The 19,118-nt window shown below is 66.8% G+C and carries 19 protein-coding genes; 10 read left to right on the top strand and 9 right to left on the bottom strand.

Annotated features, from left to right (window positions below; translation table 11 throughout):
- Window positions 1-102 precede the first annotated feature (102 nt).
- Window positions 103-903: a TetR/AcrR family transcriptional regulator gene (locus ACZ50Z_RS12935; protein ID WP_464483908.1), complete on the top strand. Its 801-nt coding sequence runs from the start codon at window positions 103-105 to the stop codon at window positions 901-903.
- Between the two features lie 19 nt (window positions 904-922).
- On the opposite strand, the gene ACZ50Z_RS12940 is transcribed toward ACZ50Z_RS12935, so the two are convergent.
- The gene (locus ACZ50Z_RS12940; RefSeq protein WP_464483909.1) at window positions 923-1,819 is read right to left on the bottom strand and encodes an enoyl-CoA hydratase/isomerase family protein; all 897 of its coding nucleotides are present in this window, start codon (window positions 1,817-1,819) and stop codon (window positions 923-925) included.
- On the bottom strand, window positions 1,816-2,511 hold the full coding sequence (locus ACZ50Z_RS12945; protein WP_464483910.1) for a hotdog family protein: 696 nt from the start codon (window positions 2,509-2,511) through the stop codon (window positions 1,816-1,818). The genes ACZ50Z_RS12940 and ACZ50Z_RS12945 overlap by 4 nt, the downstream gene beginning before the upstream one ends.
- Window positions 2,512-2,736: 225 nt before the next feature.
- Here ACZ50Z_RS12945 and ACZ50Z_RS12950 point away from each other — a divergent pair, with 225 nt between their 5' ends.
- From ACZ50Z_RS12950 to ACZ50Z_RS12975, 6 genes are all read left to right on the top strand, one after another.
- Entirely contained in the window at window positions 2,737-3,558 is an 822-nt protein-coding gene (locus ACZ50Z_RS12950) for an enoyl-CoA hydratase/isomerase family protein (protein WP_464483911.1), read from the top strand.
- A gap of 104 nt (window positions 3,559-3,662) precedes the next feature.
- Window positions 3,663-4,475: an enoyl-CoA hydratase/isomerase family protein gene (locus ACZ50Z_RS12955; RefSeq protein ID WP_464483912.1), complete on the top strand. Its 813-nt coding sequence runs from the start codon at window positions 3,663-3,665 to the stop codon at window positions 4,473-4,475.
- A complete protein-coding gene (locus ACZ50Z_RS12960) occupies window positions 4,472-5,266 on the top strand; it encodes an enoyl-CoA hydratase/isomerase family protein (RefSeq protein ID WP_464483913.1) in 795 nt (264 codons plus the stop codon). Before ACZ50Z_RS12955 ends, ACZ50Z_RS12960 begins: the two co-directional genes overlap by 4 nt.
- Window positions 5,266-6,735: a class I adenylate-forming enzyme family protein gene (locus ACZ50Z_RS12965; RefSeq protein ID WP_464483914.1), complete on the top strand. Its 1,470-nt coding sequence runs from the start codon at window positions 5,266-5,268 to the stop codon at window positions 6,733-6,735. Before ACZ50Z_RS12960 ends, ACZ50Z_RS12965 begins: the two co-directional genes overlap by 1 nt.
- On the top strand, window positions 6,725-8,266 hold the full coding sequence (locus ACZ50Z_RS12970; RefSeq protein WP_464483915.1) for a class I adenylate-forming enzyme family protein: 1,542 nt from the start codon (window positions 6,725-6,727) through the stop codon (window positions 8,264-8,266). Before ACZ50Z_RS12965 ends, ACZ50Z_RS12970 begins: the two co-directional genes overlap by 11 nt.
- Window positions 8,259-9,788: a class I adenylate-forming enzyme family protein gene (locus ACZ50Z_RS12975; RefSeq protein WP_464483916.1), complete on the top strand. Its 1,530-nt coding sequence runs from the start codon at window positions 8,259-8,261 to the stop codon at window positions 9,786-9,788. Before ACZ50Z_RS12970 ends, ACZ50Z_RS12975 begins: the two co-directional genes overlap by 8 nt.
- Here ACZ50Z_RS12975 and ACZ50Z_RS12980 read toward each other — a convergent pair.
- From ACZ50Z_RS12980 to fabG, 6 genes are all read right to left on the bottom strand, one after another.
- Window positions 9,785-10,147, bottom strand: a complete 363-nt coding sequence (locus ACZ50Z_RS12980) for a hypothetical protein (RefSeq protein ID WP_464483917.1) — start codon at window positions 10,145-10,147, stop codon at window positions 9,785-9,787. The genes ACZ50Z_RS12975 and ACZ50Z_RS12980 overlap by 4 nt on opposite strands.
- A gap of 75 nt (window positions 10,148-10,222) precedes the next feature.
- The gene (locus ACZ50Z_RS12985; RefSeq protein WP_464483918.1) at window positions 10,223-10,897 is read right to left on the bottom strand and encodes a GntR family transcriptional regulator; all 675 of its coding nucleotides are present in this window, start codon (window positions 10,895-10,897) and stop codon (window positions 10,223-10,225) included.
- 4 nt (window positions 10,898-10,901) lie between these two features.
- Entirely contained in the window at window positions 10,902-12,095 is a 1,194-nt protein-coding gene (locus tag ACZ50Z_RS12990) for an acyl-CoA dehydrogenase family protein (protein WP_464483919.1), read from the bottom strand.
- A 23-nt stretch (window positions 12,096-12,118) separates the two neighbouring features.
- Window positions 12,119-13,321 carry a CoA transferase gene (locus ACZ50Z_RS12995; RefSeq protein ID WP_464483920.1) on the bottom strand — a complete coding sequence of 401 codons (1,203 nt, stop codon included), beginning with the start codon at window positions 13,319-13,321 and terminating at the stop codon, window positions 12,119-12,121.
- Complete coding sequence (locus ACZ50Z_RS13000) at window positions 13,318-14,535, bottom strand: acetyl-CoA C-acetyltransferase (protein ID WP_464483921.1); 1,218 nt, start codon at window positions 14,533-14,535, stop codon at window positions 13,318-13,320. The genes ACZ50Z_RS12995 and ACZ50Z_RS13000 overlap by 4 nt, the downstream gene beginning before the upstream one ends.
- Before the next feature lie 87 nt (window positions 14,536-14,622).
- Window positions 14,623-15,372, bottom strand: a complete 750-nt coding sequence (fabG, locus tag ACZ50Z_RS13005; protein WP_464483922.1) for a 3-oxoacyl-ACP reductase FabG — start codon at window positions 15,370-15,372, stop codon at window positions 14,623-14,625.
- A 113-nt stretch (window positions 15,373-15,485) separates the two neighbouring features.
- On the opposite strand from fabG, the gene ACZ50Z_RS13010 reads away from it, so the two are divergent.
- Genes ACZ50Z_RS13010 through ACZ50Z_RS13020 form a run of 3 tightly spaced genes read left to right on the top strand, consistent with a single transcriptional unit; the run spans window position 15,486 to window position 17,977 of the window.
- On the top strand, window positions 15,486-16,679 hold the full coding sequence (locus ACZ50Z_RS13010) for an acyl-CoA dehydrogenase family protein (RefSeq protein WP_464483923.1): 1,194 nt from the start codon (window positions 15,486-15,488) through the stop codon (window positions 16,677-16,679).
- Window positions 16,679-17,500 carry a mycofactocin-coupled SDR family oxidoreductase gene (locus ACZ50Z_RS13015; RefSeq protein WP_464483924.1) on the top strand — a complete coding sequence of 274 codons (822 nt, stop codon included), beginning with the start codon at window positions 16,679-16,681 and terminating at the stop codon, window positions 17,498-17,500. Before ACZ50Z_RS13010 ends, ACZ50Z_RS13015 begins: the two co-directional genes overlap by 1 nt.
- Window positions 17,501-17,548: 48 nt before the next feature.
- The gene (locus tag ACZ50Z_RS13020) at window positions 17,549-17,977 is read left to right on the top strand and encodes a pyridoxamine 5'-phosphate oxidase family protein (RefSeq protein WP_464483925.1); all 429 of its coding nucleotides are present in this window, start codon (window positions 17,549-17,551) and stop codon (window positions 17,975-17,977) included.
- 4 nt (window positions 17,978-17,981) lie between these two features.
- On the opposite strand, the gene ACZ50Z_RS13025 is transcribed toward ACZ50Z_RS13020, so the two are convergent.
- On the bottom strand, window positions 17,982-19,061 hold the full coding sequence (locus tag ACZ50Z_RS13025; RefSeq protein ID WP_464483926.1) for a phosphotransferase family protein: 1,080 nt from the start codon (window positions 19,059-19,061) through the stop codon (window positions 17,982-17,984).
- Window positions 19,062-19,118 lie beyond the last annotated feature (57 nt).

Raw genomic sequence — 19,118 nt, forward strand, 5'->3', positions numbered from 1 at the left:
ATTACGACACGAAAGCGTATACGCAGGTCAGAACAGAAGAGCCGGTAAATTCGACTTTACCGGCAACACGGCTGGCAGACTGCATGCACGAAACAGATGTTGATGGAGGTGCCCGTAGTGGCAAAACAGGCAACCGCCGATAAGCGTCAGCGACGCGAACGCGGGTCCATCAATCCCGACGACATCATCAGTGGCGCATTCGAACTCGCGGAACAGGTGTCGATCGACAACCTGAGCATGCCGCTGCTCGGCAAACATCTCGGCGTGGGTGTGACGAGCATCTACTGGTACTTCCGCAAGAAGGACGACCTGCTCAACGCGATGACTGACCGCGCCCTGAGCAAGTACGTGTTCGCCACCCCCTATGTCGAAGCCAGCGACTGGCGCGAGACGTTGGCCAACCACGCGCGCCTGATGCGTAAGACGTTCATGGGTAACCCAATTCTGTGCGACCTGATTCTGATTCGGGCGGCGCTGTCTCCGAAAGCCGCGCGGATGGGCGCACAGGAGATGGAAAAGGCGGTGGCCAATCTGGTGCAGGCCGGCCTGTCGCCGGAGGACGCATTCGACACCTATTCGGCGATCTCGGTTCACGTCCGCGGATCGGTGGTGTTGCAACGGCTGTACGAAAAGAACCAGTCGTCGGACGTCGGCCCCCGCGCCATCGAGGACGCCGTCGCCATCGACCCCGAAAAGACCCCGCTTCTTGCCCAAGTCACCCGAATCGGACACCGAATCGGGGCCCCGGACGAAACCAATTTCGAGTACGGCCTCACCTGCATCCTCGATCACGCGAGCAGGCTCATCGACGAGAGCAACAAGTCCAACGGCAAGACGGGGGCGAGCCGCCAGCGCAAGGCGTCGACCGCGCGAGGGCGATCCAAGGCGCCGGCGAATCGCTAGCCTGACCCGAAAACGCTAGTCACGCCTCGGGTTCGGGCACGTGGAAGTGCTCGTCGCGTAGCCGGAAGGCTTCCCTGGCGCCGTGCTGCGCTCGAGTCTTGACGAAGTTGAATTCGTCCGGGCCGAACTGCAGGTTGGTACCGAAGGCGTGGAACAGATAGCTGGCGACCTCCTCACCCTGGTACACCTGGCTCTGCTCGACAAGCCGGAACGCCTCCTTGGCGATGACGACCCCGTCGGCCGGCATCTTCGCCGCCTTCTCGGCCCAGTAGCGCGCCCGGGCCGTCACCGAACCGGGATCGCAGGTCTCCGTGAAGATTCCGAGGTGTTCGATCTCGCCCGCCTCGATGATGTCACCGGTCAACAGCAGCCGCCGGGCCAGCACCGGCCCGAGCCGGTGGAAGAACATGTGCAAGCTGCCCAACGCGGGGCCCAGGAAGCGGGTTGCCGGCATGCCGATCTTGGTATCACGCGCGATGACCGCGATGTCGGTCATCAGGGCCATCTCGAAGCCGCCGCCGAGCGCGTAGCCGGCGATCTCCCCCACCGTCACCTTCGGGAAGCCCATGAAATTGTGATAGAAGCCGAAAGTCTTGCGGTCCACGGTGAGTCGGCGCCGCTGGCTCGGCCGACGTTTGGCGGCCGCGTCATCGGAGGACTTGGCCTTGTCGCCGTACCACCCGTAGGCGTTGTTCATGTCGGCTCCGGTCGAAAACACGCCCTCGGCCCCGCGCAGTAACACCACCGTGAGGTCGTCGTCCTCGGCCACCCGGTCCAGGCACCGGGCGACGGCCTCGCGCATGGCGGCGTCGTAGGAGTTTCGCTGTTGGGGATTGTTCAGCGTGATCGTCGCGATGCGCCGCTCGGGGTCGACGTCGAAGAGCACGCGATCATCAGAGGTGCTCGAAGCGGTCATTTGTCGGACTCCTTTCGGCGCCTGCCGAATCGCGATCCGGCAAGCTTCTCCGGCCGTGACGCCAACGTGTTGACCTCACCCGTACACAGCACTTCATCGTCGAGCAACAGTCGCGCGGTCGACGTGATGCCCCGTTCGTTTTCCGAGCGCGCGATGTCGAATTGCAGTTCGGTCAACACCGGTGTGGGTCTGCGGAACGTCACGGCCAAGGATCGGGTTTTGCCGGAAAGGCCGGTGACGCAATTGTGGTGCTGGATGACGCAGTCGAAGAAGACGCCCAGGAATCCCCCGTGCACCAGTCCCGGCGGCCCTTCGTAGATCACCGGGAATTCGACGCCTCCCGTTGCCGTCTCGGCATCGAATTCGGTGAACCAGTACTCGGGAAAACACGGGTTGTAGGCGCCGATGTCGGTGGCGTGATTGAGATAGACGCGCCGGGGATCGTCGGGCAGTTCGCCGATGCGCGGCGCGTTGTCGGTCGGCGCGGCAGCCGACAACTCGCCCTCCCACTCGGCGAACTTGTCCAACATGGCGTCCACCGCCGGGTGCGGATGCTCCAGCGACACCAGCAGTGAGCTCAGGCGGCGCATGGCCGCGGCGGCGGCCACGGTCTGGGCAAGCGGCGCCTCGCCGAATCTGGCGCCGTCGTCATGCGTCGACGCCGGCGCGGCGTATTCCTCAGGCGCGGTCATAGGCGCCACTCCTCCCCATCGCTGCGCTCTGCATCGTCGTCGGCGCGGTCATAGCCGCCACTCCTTTTCATCGCTGCGCTCTGCAGGGCCACCAGCGTGGGCCATGATTCCCTCTTTTACCCGGGTAGTTTCGCAGGCAGCGTATCCTTGCTAACTTATACAGCGTATCAATCGTATTGCCTACTGTATGGGTAACCGTAACGGCGGAGAAAGGCCGGATCGACGGTGAGTCAAGGGGCCGGCGCGGCCGGAGCCGAGGGTTCGGTGACAGCGCATCGAGAGGGTGCGGTGTTACTGCTCACGCTCGATCGCCCATCCCGGCGTAACTCGTTGACGCCGTTGATGATCGGGACGCTGATCGAGACGCTGACCGCCGTCGCCTCCGACGACTCGCTGCGCGCCGTGCACATCCGCGGAGCCGGCGACGATTTCTGCACCGGCTCCGATTGGGTGGCCGCCAACGACCCCGGCGGCCAACGTCCCCGCACCGGTGATCTGGTGCGCCGCGTGCCCCATGCCGCTCATCGCGTGATCGAACTCGTCGCCGGCATTCAGCTGCCGGTGGTGTGCAGCGTGCGGGGATGGGCCGTGGGATTCGGGTGCAATCTCGCGCTGGCCGCTGACTTCACCGTGGCCGCCGGCGATGCGGTCTTCTGGGAACCATTCCTCGACCGCGGATTCAGCCCGGACTCGGGGTCCACCTGGCTGGCGCCACGGCTCGTCGGCCTGGCGCGGGCCAGGCGGATGCTGCTGCTCGGTGAGCGGGTGAGTGGGAACGACGCGGCCGACTGGGGTCTCATTCACCAGGCCGTGAGCGGGCCCGACCTCGACCGCACCGCCGACGAGCTGGTCGCCCGGCTGGCCTCCGGACCCACCGTCGCGATCGGGCTGGCCAAGCAGGCCCTGAACTTCGGCCAGCATGCAACGCTGAGCCAGTCGCTGAACCAGGAGTTGTTCAACCTGGAGTTGTCTTGCCGGACGGGCGATTTCAAGGAGGGCCTGGAGGCCTTCCGGCAGCGGCGGGATCCGGACTTTCGTGGACGCTAGATCTCGGGCGTCGAGTGTGGGCCCTACGCACGGCAACCGCCTCGAATTCGTCCATACGCCCCACGCTCGACGTTCACACGCAGCGCTAGACGAAGGAATGACTGATGCCCACTGATTCGTTCGACACGATCAAATACGAGGTCGACGGCCACACCGCGACCATCACCCTGAACCGCCCGGACGCCCTCAACGCGCTCAGCCCGCACATGATCACCGAGCTGCGGGCGGCCTACGACGAGGCCGAGAACGACGACAACGTCTGGCTGACCATCGTCACCGGTACCGGCCGCGCGTTCTGCACCGGCGCCGACGTGAAAGAGATTCCCGAAGACGGCAAGGTGATCTACGAGCGGCCCTACCTCTCGACGTACGACCAATGGGAGGCGCCGCAGGAGGGCACGCCGCCGTTTCGCACCACGGCCAAGCCGGTGCTGACCGCGGTGAACGGAATCTGCTGTGGCGCAGGCATGGATTGGGTCACGACGACAGACATCGTCATCGCCTCCGACCAGGCGACGTTTTTCGACCCGCACGTCAGCATCGGGCTGGTGGCCGGACGCGAATTGGTGCGGGTGTCCCGCGTGCTGCCCCGCTCGATCGCCCTGCGGATGGCGCTGATGGGCAAGCACGAGCGGATGAGCGCGGAACGCGCCTACGAGCTCGGACTGATCAGCGAAGTCGTCGAGCACGACCGCCTGCTCGACCGGGCCCACGAGATCGCCGACATCGTCAATTCCAATGCGCCGCTGGCCGTCCGGGGCACCCGGCTGGCCATCCTCAAGGGCCTGAATGTGCCGCTGCACGAGGCGGAGATCCTCGCCGAAACCTTCCGCGAGCGGGTGCTGCGCACCGAGGACGCGGCCGAAGGACCCAAGGCGTTCGTCGAGAAACGCAAACCGAATTGGCAGTGCCGATGACGTTCGAAACGATCCTGCTCGAGGTCGACCCCACCGACCACGTCGCCACCATCACGCTGAACCGGCCCGAGCAGCTGAACGCGTTCAATCGCACCATGTGCGAGGAGATGGCCCGCGCCTGGCGCGCGGTCAAGCTCGACGAGTCGGTGCACGCGGTGGTGCTGCGGGCCGCCGGCGACCGGGCGTTCAGCGCGGGACTGGACATCAAGACGCCCTACGGGCAACCCGAAAACATCTGGAACCACGAAGATCCCGGCGAAGCCCTGAGTCCCAAATGGCAGAAGATGTGGAAGCCGGTGGTCTGTGCGGTCCAGGGCATGTGCACCGCCGGCGCGTTTTACTTCATCAACGAATCCGACGTGGTGATCTGCTCGCAAGACGCCACGTTCTTCGACTCCCACGTGTCGGCCGGTCTGGTCTGCGCGCTGGAACCGATCGGCCTGATGCGCCGCGTCGGTCTCGGCGAGACGCTGCGTATCGCGCTGATGGGCAACGACGAGCGGGTCGGCGCCGACACCGCGCTGCGCATCGGATTGGTGTCCGAGGTCGTCTCGGCCGATCGGCTCTGGGACCGCGCGCACGAGATCGCGGCGACGATCGCCGCCAAGCCACCGACGGCGACGCAGGGCACGGTGAAAGCGATTTGGGAATCGCTGGACAAGCCGTATCGCGCCGCGCTGGAACAGAACCTCATCTACACCCGGCTGGGAAACCCGCTGGGCACCGCGGAACTGGCCGCGCAGACGAATTCCGGCGACCGGCCCACCACGCGCACGCCGAAGATCCGCTGATGCCGCGTCACCCGCTCAGCCGGCGCATCGCCGACGTGCTCGGCCTCGAGCCCGACTCACCCGCCATCGAGTATGGCGGCCAATGGATCTCGTGGGCCCAGGTCGGCACGTTGGCGCAGCGCATCGCCGGACTATCCGCCGGCGGCGAAGTCGGGATGCTGCTGCGCAACCGGCCGGGGCACGTGGCGGCCTTTCTGGGTGTGCTGTTGGGCGGCGGAACCGTCGTGGTCATCAACCCCGCGCGCGGCGACGAGCGCACCAAGGCCGACATCGCGCGACTGCGGCTTCCCCTGATCGTCGGCGAGCGCGAGGATCTGACGGCGCTGGTGACGTCGGGCACCCCGACGGTCGCGATTGCGGGGCCGTCCGACGACGTCGACGTGTCCGGCCAACCCGGCGCGGCGCCCGGTCCGCCGAGCGGTGTCGCGGTGCGCATGTTGACCAGCGGCACAACGGGCCCACCCAAGCGAATCGACCTGAGCTACGACATGTTGGCGCGCAGCGTGATGGGCACCGAACCCGCCCGTGCCCCGGCGCCGACCGAGCTGCGGCGTGGCGTCGCGATCGTGAACTCGCCGCTGGTGCACATCGGCGGGGTGTTCCGCGTGCTGCAATGCATCGCCGAGGCCAGACCGTTCGTGCTGTTGGAGCGATTCGAGCTCAACGCCTGGGCCGAGGCGGTACGCAAGCACCGGCCCCGCGCCGTCTCGCTGGTGCCGGCGGCCCTGCGCACCGTCTTACACTCCGACGTGCCGCGAGCCGACCTGGACAGCGTCCGGGCCGTCACCTGCGGCACGGCGCCGCTGTCGGCCGACGACGCCGACGCCTTCACCGACAAGTACGGCATCCCGGTGCTGACGTCCTATGCGGCAACCGAATTCGGGGGCGGGGTGGCGGGCTGGACCCTTCCCGACTATCAGCAATACTGGCAGGCCAAACGAGGCAGCGTCGGCCGGGCCAATCCGGGCGCTCAGCTCAGGGTGGTCGCCGACGACGGAACACCGCTGGGCCCAGATGACGTCGGCCTGCTGGAGGTCAAACCGGGGCAACTGGGGCCCGCCGCGCAGTGGATGCGGACCACGGACATGGCACGCATCGACGCCGACGGGTTCCTCTGGATCGTCGGCCGCGCCGACCAGGCGATCATCCGCGGCGGCTTCAAGGTGATGCCCGACGACGTCCGCACGGCGCTGGAGAGCCACCCCGCGGTGGCGGGCGCGGCGGTGATCGCCCGGCCCGACGAGCGGCTCGGTGAGACGCCGGTGGCGATGGTCGAACTGCGCGAGCCTGGTGCCGCCGATGCCGACGCGCTTGTGGAGCATCTACGAGAGCGCTTGGCGCGGTATGAGATTCCGACCGAGATCGCGATCGTCGACACCATTCCGCGAACACCGTCGGGCAAGGCCGACCTCGGCGCGATCCGGGACCACTTCCGCGAGCCCGCGGCGCCGCGCAACCATGCGCGCTGATCCTTTGACGGTCGCCGCGACGTTGCGACACCAAGCGCGTTCGCGCGGGGATCACCCGCTCCTGGTCTGCGACGGCGACCGCATCGGATACGTCGAAGCCGACCGCCGGTCGGCCGAGCTCGCCCGCGGTCTGATGGCCCTCGGCGCCGGCAAGGGAACCCATGTGGGACTGCTGCATCCGAACGGGCCCGACTTCGTCGTCGGTATGCTGGCGGCGGCGCGAATCGGTGCTGTGGTGGTCCCGTTCTCCACCTTCGTCACGGCTCGAGAACTGGGCGAACAACTCGTCGACAGCGATGTCGAAATCCTGTTGAGCGTCAGGTCTTTTCGGTCTCATGACTATGCCCGGCGACTGTCCGAAGTTCTTCCGGGGGTCGACGTCGATTCCGGCGATCGCGTGTTGTGCCCCGCGGTACCGCAACTGCGCCGCGTGGCGTTCGCTCACGAGACGGTGTGCGCGCTGGCCGGCGCCGTCGATCCGGCGCTGTTGCGGGCGGCCGAAGACGCTGTCTACGACTGCGATCCGCTGGCGATCGTCTATACGTCCGGATCAACCAGTGCCCCCAAAGGCGTCGTGCACACGCACGCCGCACTGCTCGGCCACCAAAGAAACCTCAACACGATCCGCGGCTTGACCGCTTCGGACAAGCTGTTCTGCAATTCGCCGTTCTTCTGGATCGGCGGGTTCGCCTTCGGCCTGCTGGCCACCTTGATGGCCGGATCGACCCTGGTCTGCTCCAACGCCGTGGACGCGGCGGCCACGCTCGACCTGTTGGAGGCCGAAAGGCCGACCATGACCAACGGTTTCGCGGCCGGGATCGCTCACCTCGCCGACCACCCCAGCTACCCCGAGCGTGATCTGTCATCGATGCGGCGCGGCAACCTCTACCCGATCATGGCCCCCGACACCAGGCCGGCCGACCCGGAGCTGCGGCACAACATGCTCGGGATGACCGAGGCCGGCAGCGTCGTCTTGATCAGCGGGGACGAATCCGATCAACCCGAAACGCGGCGGGGATCGTTCGGTAAGCCCGCGCCCGGCTTCGAGACGATGATCGCGGATCCGGACGACTCCGGAGTGGGTGAACTCTGCATCCGGGGGCCGTACGTGATGCAGGGCTATTACAAGCGCACTCGCGAGGAGTGCTTCGACGCCGACGGCTGGTTTCACACCGGCGATTTGGTGCGCACCGACGCCGACGGATTCGTCTATTTCGTCGGCCGGCTCAGCGCCATGATCAAGACCGCGGGCGCCAACGTCTCGGCCGCCGAGGTCGGGCAGGCCATCACCCGGGTCACGGGCGCCGAGGCGTACGTGATGGGCGTCCCCGATACCCAACGGGGAGAACTGGTCGCGGCCGTGGTCGTCCAGCCGGATTTCGACGAATCGGCCCTGCGGGAAAAACTCAAAGGGGAGCTGTCGTCGTACAAGATTCCCAAACGGTTTCTCGCCCTGCCCCGCACCGACCTGCCGCTGTTGTCCAGCGGCAAGGTCGACATGCGGCGCCTGAGAAAGCTCTTCGATGCCTAGCACCATCGACCAACTGGTAAGGCTTCGCGCCCAGCACGACGCGGACACGTCGATGGTGATCGATCCCACGTCGCGGATCAGCTACCGCGAACTCGACATCACCACACGCGATTTGGCCGCGGCGTTCGTCGAGGCCGGTGTCGGCAAGGGCAGCCGGGTCGGGTTGATCATGCCCAACGGCACCCGCTGGGTACAGATCGCCATCGCGCTCACCCGCATCGGCGCCGTCCTGGTGCCGCTGAGCACCCTGCTGCAGGCCGGCGAACTCGCCGATCAACTGCGGGTCGCCGCCGTTCAGTTCCTGGTGAGCGTCGAGGAATTCCGCGGGCATCGCTATCTCGACGACCTGCAGACGGTGGCGAAATCCGAACTTCCGGCGTTGCAACAGGTTTGGCGGGCCGATCAGCTCGACAACGCCGAACGAAGCGAGCGGGCCCGCCGGATCATCGACGCGATGACCGAGACGGTCACTCCCGCCGACCCGCTGGTCATCATGTTCACGTCGGGCAGCAGCGGATTACCCAAGGGAGTCGTGCACTCCCATGGCAACGCGCTGGGCGCCGTGCAGTCGGGGCTGGCGGCACGCTGCATCACCGCCGAAACCCGCCTGTACCTACCGATGCCGTTCTTCTGGGTGGGTGGGTTCGGTAGCGGGATCTTGTCCGCCCTGCTGGCCGGCGCCACCCTGGTGACCGAGGAAATCCCCCGGCCCGAAACCACCCTGCGACTGCTGGAGCGCGAACGGGTCACCCTGTTTCGCGGCTGGCCCGACCAGGCCGAGGCGCTGGCGCGGCACGCCGACTCGGTCGGCGTCGATCTCTCGGCGCTGCGACCCGGCAGCCTCGAAGCCCTGTTGCCGCCCGAGCAGCGCTCCCAGCCCGGGGCTCGTGCGACGCTGTTCGGCATGACCGAGGCGTTCGGGCCGTATTGCGGCTACCCCGCCGACGCGGACATGCCCGCGACGGCGTGGGGCAGCTGCGGAAAGCCGTTTGCGGGCATGGAAGTTCGCATCGTCGATCCCCAAAGCGGTGAGCCCGCCGCGACCGGGACCGCCGGCATGATCCAGATCCGCGGACCGCACACGCTGCGAGGCATCTGCGGCCGCCGCCGTGAAGAGCTCTTCACCGCGGACGGCTTCTATCCGACCGGCGACCTCGGCCATCTCGACGACCAGGGATTCCTGTTCTACCACGGGCGATCCGACGACATGTTCAAAGTCAGCGGTGCGACCGTCTACCCCAGCGAGGTCGAGCGCGCGCTGCGCACCATCGACGGCGTGGACAACGCCTTCGTCACCAACGTGCCCGGCCCCGGGGGCGAACGGGTCGGCGCGGCGGTAGTGTGCGACGACGCTCTCACCCCCGAGCGGCTTCACGCGTCGGCGCGAAAAGTGCTGAGCGCCTTCAAGGTACCCACGGTGTGGCTGCTGCTGGACTGCGACGACGACGTGCCGCGCGGCGGCACCGGCAAGATCGACGCCCGCCGGCTGCGGGAGATGTTGGTCGCCGCTAGCCGGTCCTAGGGGACCCGCGTCCAGGGCTGGCAGTTTTGCGACTCGAAGGCCTTGACCGCGGAGTTGATGTTCGCGTACATCGGGCCGATCGAGGTATTCGTCTGCAGCACATGGTCCTTGTTCGCGTCAGGGGTGCTGTAGGTGAACCACGAGCACATCGAGTCCTGGGTCGGCACATTGTTGATCCACACACCGAAGGCCGACCCCGAGCCACCCGTGTGGTAGAGGCCGGGCGCGATGTCGGGCCCCACGACAAAAATACCGTTACCGGGGATCGGGTCGACCTGGTCGGCGCGGGCCGGCGCCGCGAGGGCGAGGCCTGTCAGCGTTGCAACGAATAGGGCCGATGCGCGAAGCTTTGCGGGCATCTTGTCTCTCCGTTCGTTGCCCACCCTGATCGCAGCGTAGGCCCGGCCCGGCCGTGCGACAAGGGTTGGTGGCGGCTATTCCTCCACCACCACACCGTGCGCGATGAGGTGATCGATCAACGGAATCGCACCGGCGGCGAGGTGCTCCGACATCGCCTCGCGCGCCAGCTTGCCGTCGCGCTTTTTCAGCGCGGACAAGATCCGCCGATGGTCTTTCATCGACTGTTCGGGCCAGCCCTCGATCGCCGGAAAAACCGATTCGGGGGCATAGCGGGTGATCTGGGACATCAGCTGCGCCAGCTTCGGCGAATCGGCGGCAATGTTGATGGCCCGATGAAATTCGTGGTTCAGGCCGACGGTGTGCTCGTGCTCATCACCGGCATACGCATCTTCCAACTGCGCCTGGATCTCTTTGAGCTCGCGCAGTTGATCGTCGGTGATGTTGATCGCGGCCCGCGCGGCCAGCTCACCGCCCACGTGCGCCTGCACGTTCGCCACGTCGGTGACATCGCGGCCGGTGACCGGCAACACCACGAAACCCCGGCGCGGCTGTTGGGCGATCAAGCCTTCGGCGCGCAACGCGAACAGCGCCTCGCGCACCGGGGTGACGCTGATGCCCAGCTCCGCGGCCAGCTGATCGAGCCGGACGTAGGACCCGGCGGCGTAGGTGCCGTCGAAGATCCTGCTGCGGATCAAGCGGGCAACGTCCTCGGAAAGTTGAGGCCGCGCAGCGAAATCCGGAATGCTCATCGTTTCACACCCGGTACTCGGCGAGCAGTCGCTTGCTGATGATGTTCTTCTGGATCTCGCTGGTTCCCTCGCCAATGAGCAGGAACGGCGCATCACGCATCAGCCGCTCGATCTCGTATTCCTTGGAATAGCCGTAGCCGCCGTGAATCCGGAAGCTCTGCTGGGTGACCTCGGCGCAGTACTCGCTGCATAGGTACTTGGCCATCCCGGCCGCGACGTCGTTGCGCTCCCCCGAGTCCTTCAGCCGTGCCGCATTCACCATCATCAGGTGTGCGGCTTCGACTTTGGTAGCCATCTCGGCCAGTTGAAAGGCGATGGCCTGGTGCTCGGCGATCGGCTTGCCGAAGGTCTCGCGTTGTTGTGCGTAGCGCACCGCGAGCTCGAAAGCGCGAATCCCGACCCCGCATGCGCGCGCCGACACGTTGACCCGGCCGACCTCGATGCCGTCCATCATCTGGAAGAAGCCCTGCCCCGTGGCCCCGCCGAGAACGTCATCGACACTGGCCCGATAGCCGTCGAAAATCATCTCGGTGGTTTCGATTCCCTTGTAGCCCAGCTTGTCGATCTTGCCCGGAATGCGCAGGCCAGCAACGACTTCGCCGAATCCGACCGGCTTCTCGACCAGGAACGCGGTCAGGTTGCGGTGCGGCTTGTCCGAGCCCTCGTCCGTGCGCACCAGCACCGCCACCAGCGTCGAGGTGGCGCCGTTGGTCACCCACATCTTCTGGCCGTCGATGGCGTAGGTGCCGTCGTCGTTGCGTCGGGCCCGGGTGCGGATCGCGGCGACGTCGGAGCCCAGCTCGGGTTCCGACATCGAGAAGGCGCCGCGCGTCTCGCCGGTCGACATGCGCGGCAGGAAGCGTTGCTTCTGTTCGTCGGTGCCGTGCTGGCGCAGCATGTACGCCACGATGAAATGGGTGTTGAGCACCCCGGACACGCTCATCCACCCGCGCGCAAGCTCTTCGACGCACAGGGCGTAGGTCAGTAGCGATTCCCCCAGGCCGCCGTACTCCTCGGGAATCATCAGTCCGAACAGACCCATGTCACGCAGCTGGTCGACGATGGCCTGCGGGTAGGTGTCGGCGCGTTCCAATTCGACCGCGTTGGGGATGACTTCCTTGTCGACGAATTGCCGTACGGTGGCGATGATCTCGGTCTGGACCTCGGTCAAGCCGAGCGTCTGGGCGAGTCTGGTCATGTGCTGTGGCTCCTTCCGGCTGCTCAGCCCGCGATGGTCTTGGCGTTCGCCAGGCGCTCGACCTCGGCGGCGGTGAGCCCTAACAGCCGCTGAAGGACATCGGCGGTGTCCTGTCCCAAGGCGGGCGCGGGAGCGCTGGCGGGATGGGCGCCGTCGAACGCGGCCGGCAGGCCGGGCGCGAAGTAGTCACCCAGGCCCGGCTGTTGCAATCGCGAAAACAGCGGGTTGTCAGTGACTTTCGGTCCCGCCGCCACCTCGGCGAAGGTTCGGTACCGCTCGAAAAGCACCGTGGTACTCGACAGCGCGGCGGTGACCTCGTCGGCGTTGTGGTCGCTGAACCAGGTGGCGAACAGCCCGGACAGCACGTCCTGGTACCGGTACCGGTCGCCTTCGGACCCGAAGTCCACTCCGAGCGCCTCGGCGAGTGCCGACACCGCGGCATGGGTGCCGGTGACCTCGACCAGATCGCGAAAGTGTCGCTTGGTGAGGGTGACGACCATGAACCGGGCGCCGTCGCGACTGGTGAAGTCCTGCCCGTACTGGCCATAGATGGCGTTGCCCAGCCGTTCGCGCTGCGTCCCATTGACCTGCGGCTCGGTGAGCAGCCCCAGGTTGGCGGCGGTGGCCAGCGCGACGTCCTCCAGCGCCAGGGTGATCCGCTTCCCCGCCCCGGTCTGTTCTCGGTGGCGGACGGCGGTGACGACGGACAGCGCGGCGTACAGTCCGCAGCACACATCCCAGGCCGGCAAGACGTGATTGATCGGACCGGCATGATCTGCCGGACCCGTGACAAGCGGATAGCCGAGGCCGGCGTTGACCGTGTAATCCACGCCGGTGGAACCGTCACCGCGCCCGAGCAATTGGACGTGGATGACGTCGGGACGCTCGGCCGCCAAGACGTCGTGACTCAGCCAGGACAGCCCCGCGGCGTTGGTGACGACGATGCCGTCGCCCTCGACGATCAGCCGCTGCACCAATGCCTGGCCGTCGGCGGAGCGCAGATCGATGGTGGCCGAACGCTTTCCCTTGTTCAGGCCGGTCCAATAGATCGACGTACCGTCCGCCGTCAGCGGCCAGCGCCGCACATCGGACGCACCGCCGATCGGGTCGATCCGAATCACCTCTGCGCCAAGTTGATTCAGCGTCATGCCACACAGGGGCGCGGCGACGAAGCTGGACACTTCGACGACGGTGAGGCCGTTCAGGGGCAACCCGGGTTCGGTCATCTCGATGCGACCCGTTCGAAGACGGCGGCGAGTCCCTGGCCGCCACCGATGCACATGGTCTCCAGCCCGTAGCGCGCCTGCCGGCGGTTGAGCTCGCGCGCCAGCGTGGCCAGCATCCGTCCGCCCGTCGCGCCGACCGGGTGGCCCAGCGAGATGCCCGAACCGTGCACATTGGTCCGCTCCTGGTCGGCCGCACCGAAATTCCATTCCCGCATCACGGCAAGCGCTTGCGCGGCAAAGGCTTCGTTGAGCTCGACGAGGTCGATGTCGGACAACTGCAGGCCCGCCTTGGCCAGCGCCACCTCCGTCGCGGGGACCGGCCCGATGCCCATGATGTTGGGCGCGACCCCCGCCACACCCCAGGACACCAGGCGCACCAGCGGCGTCAGGCCGTACGCATCGGCCTTCTCCGGTGTGGTCACCACGCACATCGAGGCGGCGTCGTTCTGGCCGCTGGAGTTGCCGGCCGTCACCGTTGCCTCCGGGTCCTCCTTCAGCAGAACGGGTTTGAGCTTGCCCAGCGAGTTCAACGACGTGTCCGCGCGCGGGTGCTCATCGGTGTCGATGACTTCGTCACCCTGTCGGGCGGGAACGACCACTGGAACTATTTCCGAGGCGAGGACACCGTCTTTCTGTGCCGCCACCGCGCGCTGATGCGACCGCACCGCAAGCGCGTCTTGTTCCTGGCGTGAAATCCCGTACTGGCGGCGTAAATTCTCGGCCGTTTCCAGCATTCCGCCCGGCACCGGGTAGTGCTGTCCGCCGGCGGTCGTGCGGCCGCGCGCCAGACCGTCGTGCACCCGGACACCACCGCGGGCGCCGCCCCACCGCATATCGGTGGAATAGAAGGCGACGTTGCTCATGCTTTCGCAGCCTCCGGCGACGACGAGATCGTGGTCACCGTGGCCCACCTGCAGGCACGCCTGGATCACCGCTTGCAGACCCGAACCGCAGCGCCGGTCGACCTGCATGCCCGGAACCGTCACGGGCAGACCGGAATCCAGCGCCACCACGCGCCCGATCGCCGGCGCATCGCTGTTGGGATAGCAGTGGCCGAGGATCACGTCTTGCACGGCGTCGGTCGCCAGCCCCGTTCGCTCGAGCAGACCCTTCAGGGCGGTGACACCAAGATCGACGGCGCTGAGCGCCTTGAACATTCCGCCGTAGCGGCCGATCGGAGTCCGCACCGGCTCACAGATGACGGCTTCACGCATTGTGACTCCTGTCTTGGTGGCGAGCAGACGCAAAATCGCATTGATGCCGTGCGGATTGTGCGATTCTGCGTCTGCTCGCGCGAGTGCTCACAGGTGTCGGCCGCCGGTGATTTCCATGACGGTGCCGGTCATATACGACGACAGATCAGACGCCAGGAACAGCGCCACGCTGGCGACTTCGCTGGGTTCACCGGCGCGGCCCATCGGCACCTCGGCCACCTTCGAATCCCAAATGCGCTGCGGCATGGCCTCCGTCATGGCCGATCGAATCAAGCCGGGCGCGATCGCGTTGACCCGCACGCCCAGATACGCCAGCTCCTTGGCGGCCGCCTTGGTCATGCCGACGATGCCGGCCTTGGCCGCCGAATAGTTGGTCTGGCCGACCATGCCGACCTTGCCGGACACCGAGGACATGTTGATGATCGCGCCGCGCTTGTTTTCCCGCATGATGGCGGCGGCCAGCCGGGTGCCGTTCCAGGTCCCCTTCAGGTGGACATTGATGACCTGATCGAACTGCTCCTCGGTCATCTTGCGCATCGTCGCATCCCGGGTGATCCCGGCGTTGTTGACCATGATGTCCAGGCCGCCGAACCGCTCGATCGCGGTCTGTATCAGCGTCTCGACGTCGGATGACTGCGTGACATCGCAGCGGACCGCGACCGCGACGTCGTCGCCGCCCAGCTGCTTGGCCGCCACCTGGGTCTCCTCGAGATTGACGTCGCCGAGCACCACCCGCGCTCCCTCGGCGACAAAGCGCTCCGCGATGGCCAGACCCAGTCCTTGCGCTCCGCCTGTGATTACTGCGGTCTGACCTGCCAACAACGACACTCCGATCACACATCCTTCTCTGTTATCGCCACCATCGGGCACCCACCAGGCAAATATCATATTTGATATAGGATCCTTCCCTGAACCGGGGTGCCCCGGATCGGGAGAGGAGCGTGGAGCCGATGGCCGCCGCCGAATTCGCCGAAGTCTCCGACGAGGACTTTCGCGAGATCCTGGCTCAGACAAGGCAATTCGTCCGCAGCGCGGTCGTCCCGCGCGAGCAGGAGATCCTCGACGACGATCGCGTCCCCGACGACCTGCGCGACGAGGCCAAGAGGATGGGGCTGTTCGGTTACGCGATCCCCCAGGAGTGGGGCGGTCTTGGCCTCAACCTGATGCAGGACGTCGAGCTGGCGATGGAGCTGGGTTACACCTCACTGGCGCTGCGGTCGATGTTCGGCACCAACAACGGCATCGCCGGGCAGGTTCTGGTCGGGTTCGGCACCGACGAACAGAAGTCGCGCTGGCTGGAGTCGATCGCGTCCGGCGAGGTGGTCGCCTCCTTCGCACTGACCGAACCCGGCGCCGGATCGAACCCTGCCGGCCTGCGCACCAAAGCCGTTCGCGACGGCGATAATTGGGTGATCTCCGGGCAGAAGCGCTTCATCACCAATGCGCCGGTCGCCAACCTTTTCGTGGTCTTCGCCCGCACCCGGCCGGCCGACGACCAGGGACCGGGGATCGCGGTCTTCTTGGTTCCCGCCGATGCCGCCGGCGTGCAGGTGGGCACCAAGGACGCCAAGATGGGCCAGGAAGGCGCGTGGACCGCCGACGTCGCCTTCGACGACGTCCGGGTGGACAACGGCGCGCTGATCGGCGGCAGCGAAGACATCGGATATCGGGCGGCGATGACCTCGCTGGCCCGCGGGCGAGTGCACATCGCCGCCCTCGCCGTGGGCGCCGCCCAACGCGCGCTCGACGAATCCGTCGCGTATGCCGCCACCGCGACGCAGGGCGGGGCGGCAATCGGAAGCTTCCAGTTGGTGCAGGCGATGCTCGCCGACCAGCAGGCCGGCGTGATGGCCGGGCGGGCGCTGGTGCGCGACGCCGCGCGGCTGTGGGTCACCGATCAGGACCGCAGGATCGCGCCGTCGGCGGCCAAGCTGTTCTGCACCGAAATGGCCGGCAGTGTCGCGGATCTCGCGGTGCAGATCCACGGCGGCAGCGGCTACATGCGTGGCGTTCCGGTCGAACGCATCTACCGTGACGTGCGCCTGCTGCGGCTCTACGAGGGCACCAGCGAGATTCAGCGTCTCATCATCGGCTCGAATCTGGTCAAGGCGGCCGGGCGGGTTACCACAACGAAGGAGCGTTAATGGCAGGCAAGCTTGCCGGAAAAGTGGCATTGATTACCGGTGCGGCACGCGGCCAGGGCCGGGCGCATGCGGTGCGCATGGCCTCCGAGGGTGCGGACATCATCGCCGTCGACATCGCCGGCAAGCTTCCGTCGTGCGTTCCCTACGACCCGGCGAGTCCGGACGACCTGAGCGAAACCGTGCGCCTGGTCGAAGAGTCGAACAGCCGCATCATCGCCTCGGTAGTGGACACGCGTGACTTCGACGGACTCCGCAAGGTCGTCGCGGACGGCGTCGCCGCGCTGGGGCGCCTGGACATCATCGTCGCCAACGCCGGCGTTGCTGCGCCCCAGGCCTGGGACACCATCACGCCGGAAGACTTCCGCGACGTCATGGACATCAACGTGACGGGCACGTGGAACACCGTGATGGCCGGTGCGGACAAGATCATCGAGGGCGGCCGCGGCGGCTCCATCATCCTGATCAGTTCCGCGGCCGGTATGAAGATGCAGCCGTTCATGATTCACTACACCGCCAGCAAGCACGCCGTCACCGGTCTGGCGCGGGCCTTCGCCGCCGAGTTGGGTAAGCATTCGATCAGGGTGAACAGTGTCCATCCCGGGCCGGTGAACACGCCGATGGGGTCGGGCGACATGGTCACAGCGGTGGGCAAGACGATGGAGACCAATCCGCAGCTCTCCCACGTCCTCACACCGTTCCTGCCCGACTGGGTCGCCGAGCCGGAGGAGATCGCCGACACCGTGTGCTGGCTGGCCAGCGACGAGTCCCGCAAGGTCACCGCCGCGCAGATCCCGGTCGATCAGGGCTCGACGCAGTACTGAGACCGGCGCGGCGGGAATAGATCGCCCGCATCCTCGCTTTCAGGCCACATGAAAGCCTTCACCGAGACCGAACGTCAGGAGTTCCTGGCCGCCAAGCACGTCGGCGTCCTGTCCGTCGCGGCCACCGACGGCCGCCCGCCGGCCAGCGTCCCGATCTGGTACGACTACACGCCGGGCGGCAACGTCCGGATCATGACGGGCGCGTCCAGCCGCAAGGCTCGGCTCATCGAACGGGCCGGGGTGGTGACGCTGGTCGTCCAGCGCGAGGAGCCGCCGTACCAGTACGTGGTGGTCGAGGGCGCGGTGGTCGAGACCACCAAACCGGCGCCGACCGATCTGCAAGAAGCCATCGCCGTTCGCTACCTCGGCGAGGAAGGCGGGCAGGCGTTCGTGGCCAGCATGGAAGGCGTCGAGGAAGTGCTGTTCACCATCCGGCCCGACCGTTGGCTGAGCGCCGACTTCACCGGCGACCTCTGAGGTCTCAGCCGATCAGTTCCAGCGTGCCCAGCTCGCGGATCGCCTGACAGCCGCGGCTGAGCATGGCCAGCACCATGTCGTCGCCGCGTTCGGTCGCGGAGGCGAACGCGAACCCCAGCGCCGAAATCAGCGGCGCCTGCAGCACCCCGAGCCGGTAATCGCGCCAACATGTTTCGCGGTCGTAGTCGCTGACGCCGCCGGCCGTCAGTGAGCGGTGGTAGTCGGCGACCAGGTCCTCTTCGACGTCGGCGCGCAGCTGCGAATTGAGGCTGGTTGCGGTGAAGTAGGCGAGATCACGGGCCGGCAGGCCGACGCCGAGCGTCTGCCAGTCGACGACGCTGACCCGGGTCCGGTCCGGGTCGAACAGCAGGTTGTCCAGGCGGTAGTCGCCGTGCAGCAGGGCGAACCGGTCGTACTCGGACAGCAGCCACGGCGTGATCAAACCCATTGCCGCGCTGAAGGTATCGCGGTCCTCGGCGCTCATCCGATCGCCCAGCTTCTCCAGCGTGATGTCGACGCTCATCTTCGCCACTTCGCCCATGCCGACCGCACCGGCCTCGTCGGGCCGAGCGAACGCGATGCCGGGGAAATCGAGCCAGGCGGGGTCACACCAGCTGGGCGCGTGAAGGCCGGCCAGGGCGGTAACCGCAAGCCGCGCTTCGGCTTCACCGCAGCCGATGAGCTGATCGCCCTGCACGGCCGGCGCCTGATCGGCGAGCAACAGGGCAAAATCCATTGCGTCCTCGGTGATCTCGGAGTAGAAGCACCGCGGGGTCGGCACCTGCACCCGGTCGACGACCGACGAGTAGAACGCGCATTCGCTGCGGTATCCGATGACGACCCGGTCGCGCACGGTGTCGTCCTGGGCCGGCAGTTTGATCACGAAGGTCCGCGGCAGGTCACCGGGATCCGTCGCGTAGCGGGCGCTCACCCGGTAGGTGGCGCCGGTCTGTCCGGTGCCGATCGCGGCCACGTCCACCTCGGCGACCTCGACGGGCGTGCCGCGGCCACTGAGCGCGGCCGACAACCACGCCGGGGTCACATCGCCGGGATAACGCGGTATCGACGACAGCACAGCACTCATTCCCAGCACGCCTCCTGTCCGCGGACAGCTCGATCCGACTGACCAACTGTAAGGCAT

The organism is Mycobacterium sp. NTMscope_MAC_269 (assembly GCF_976985695.1).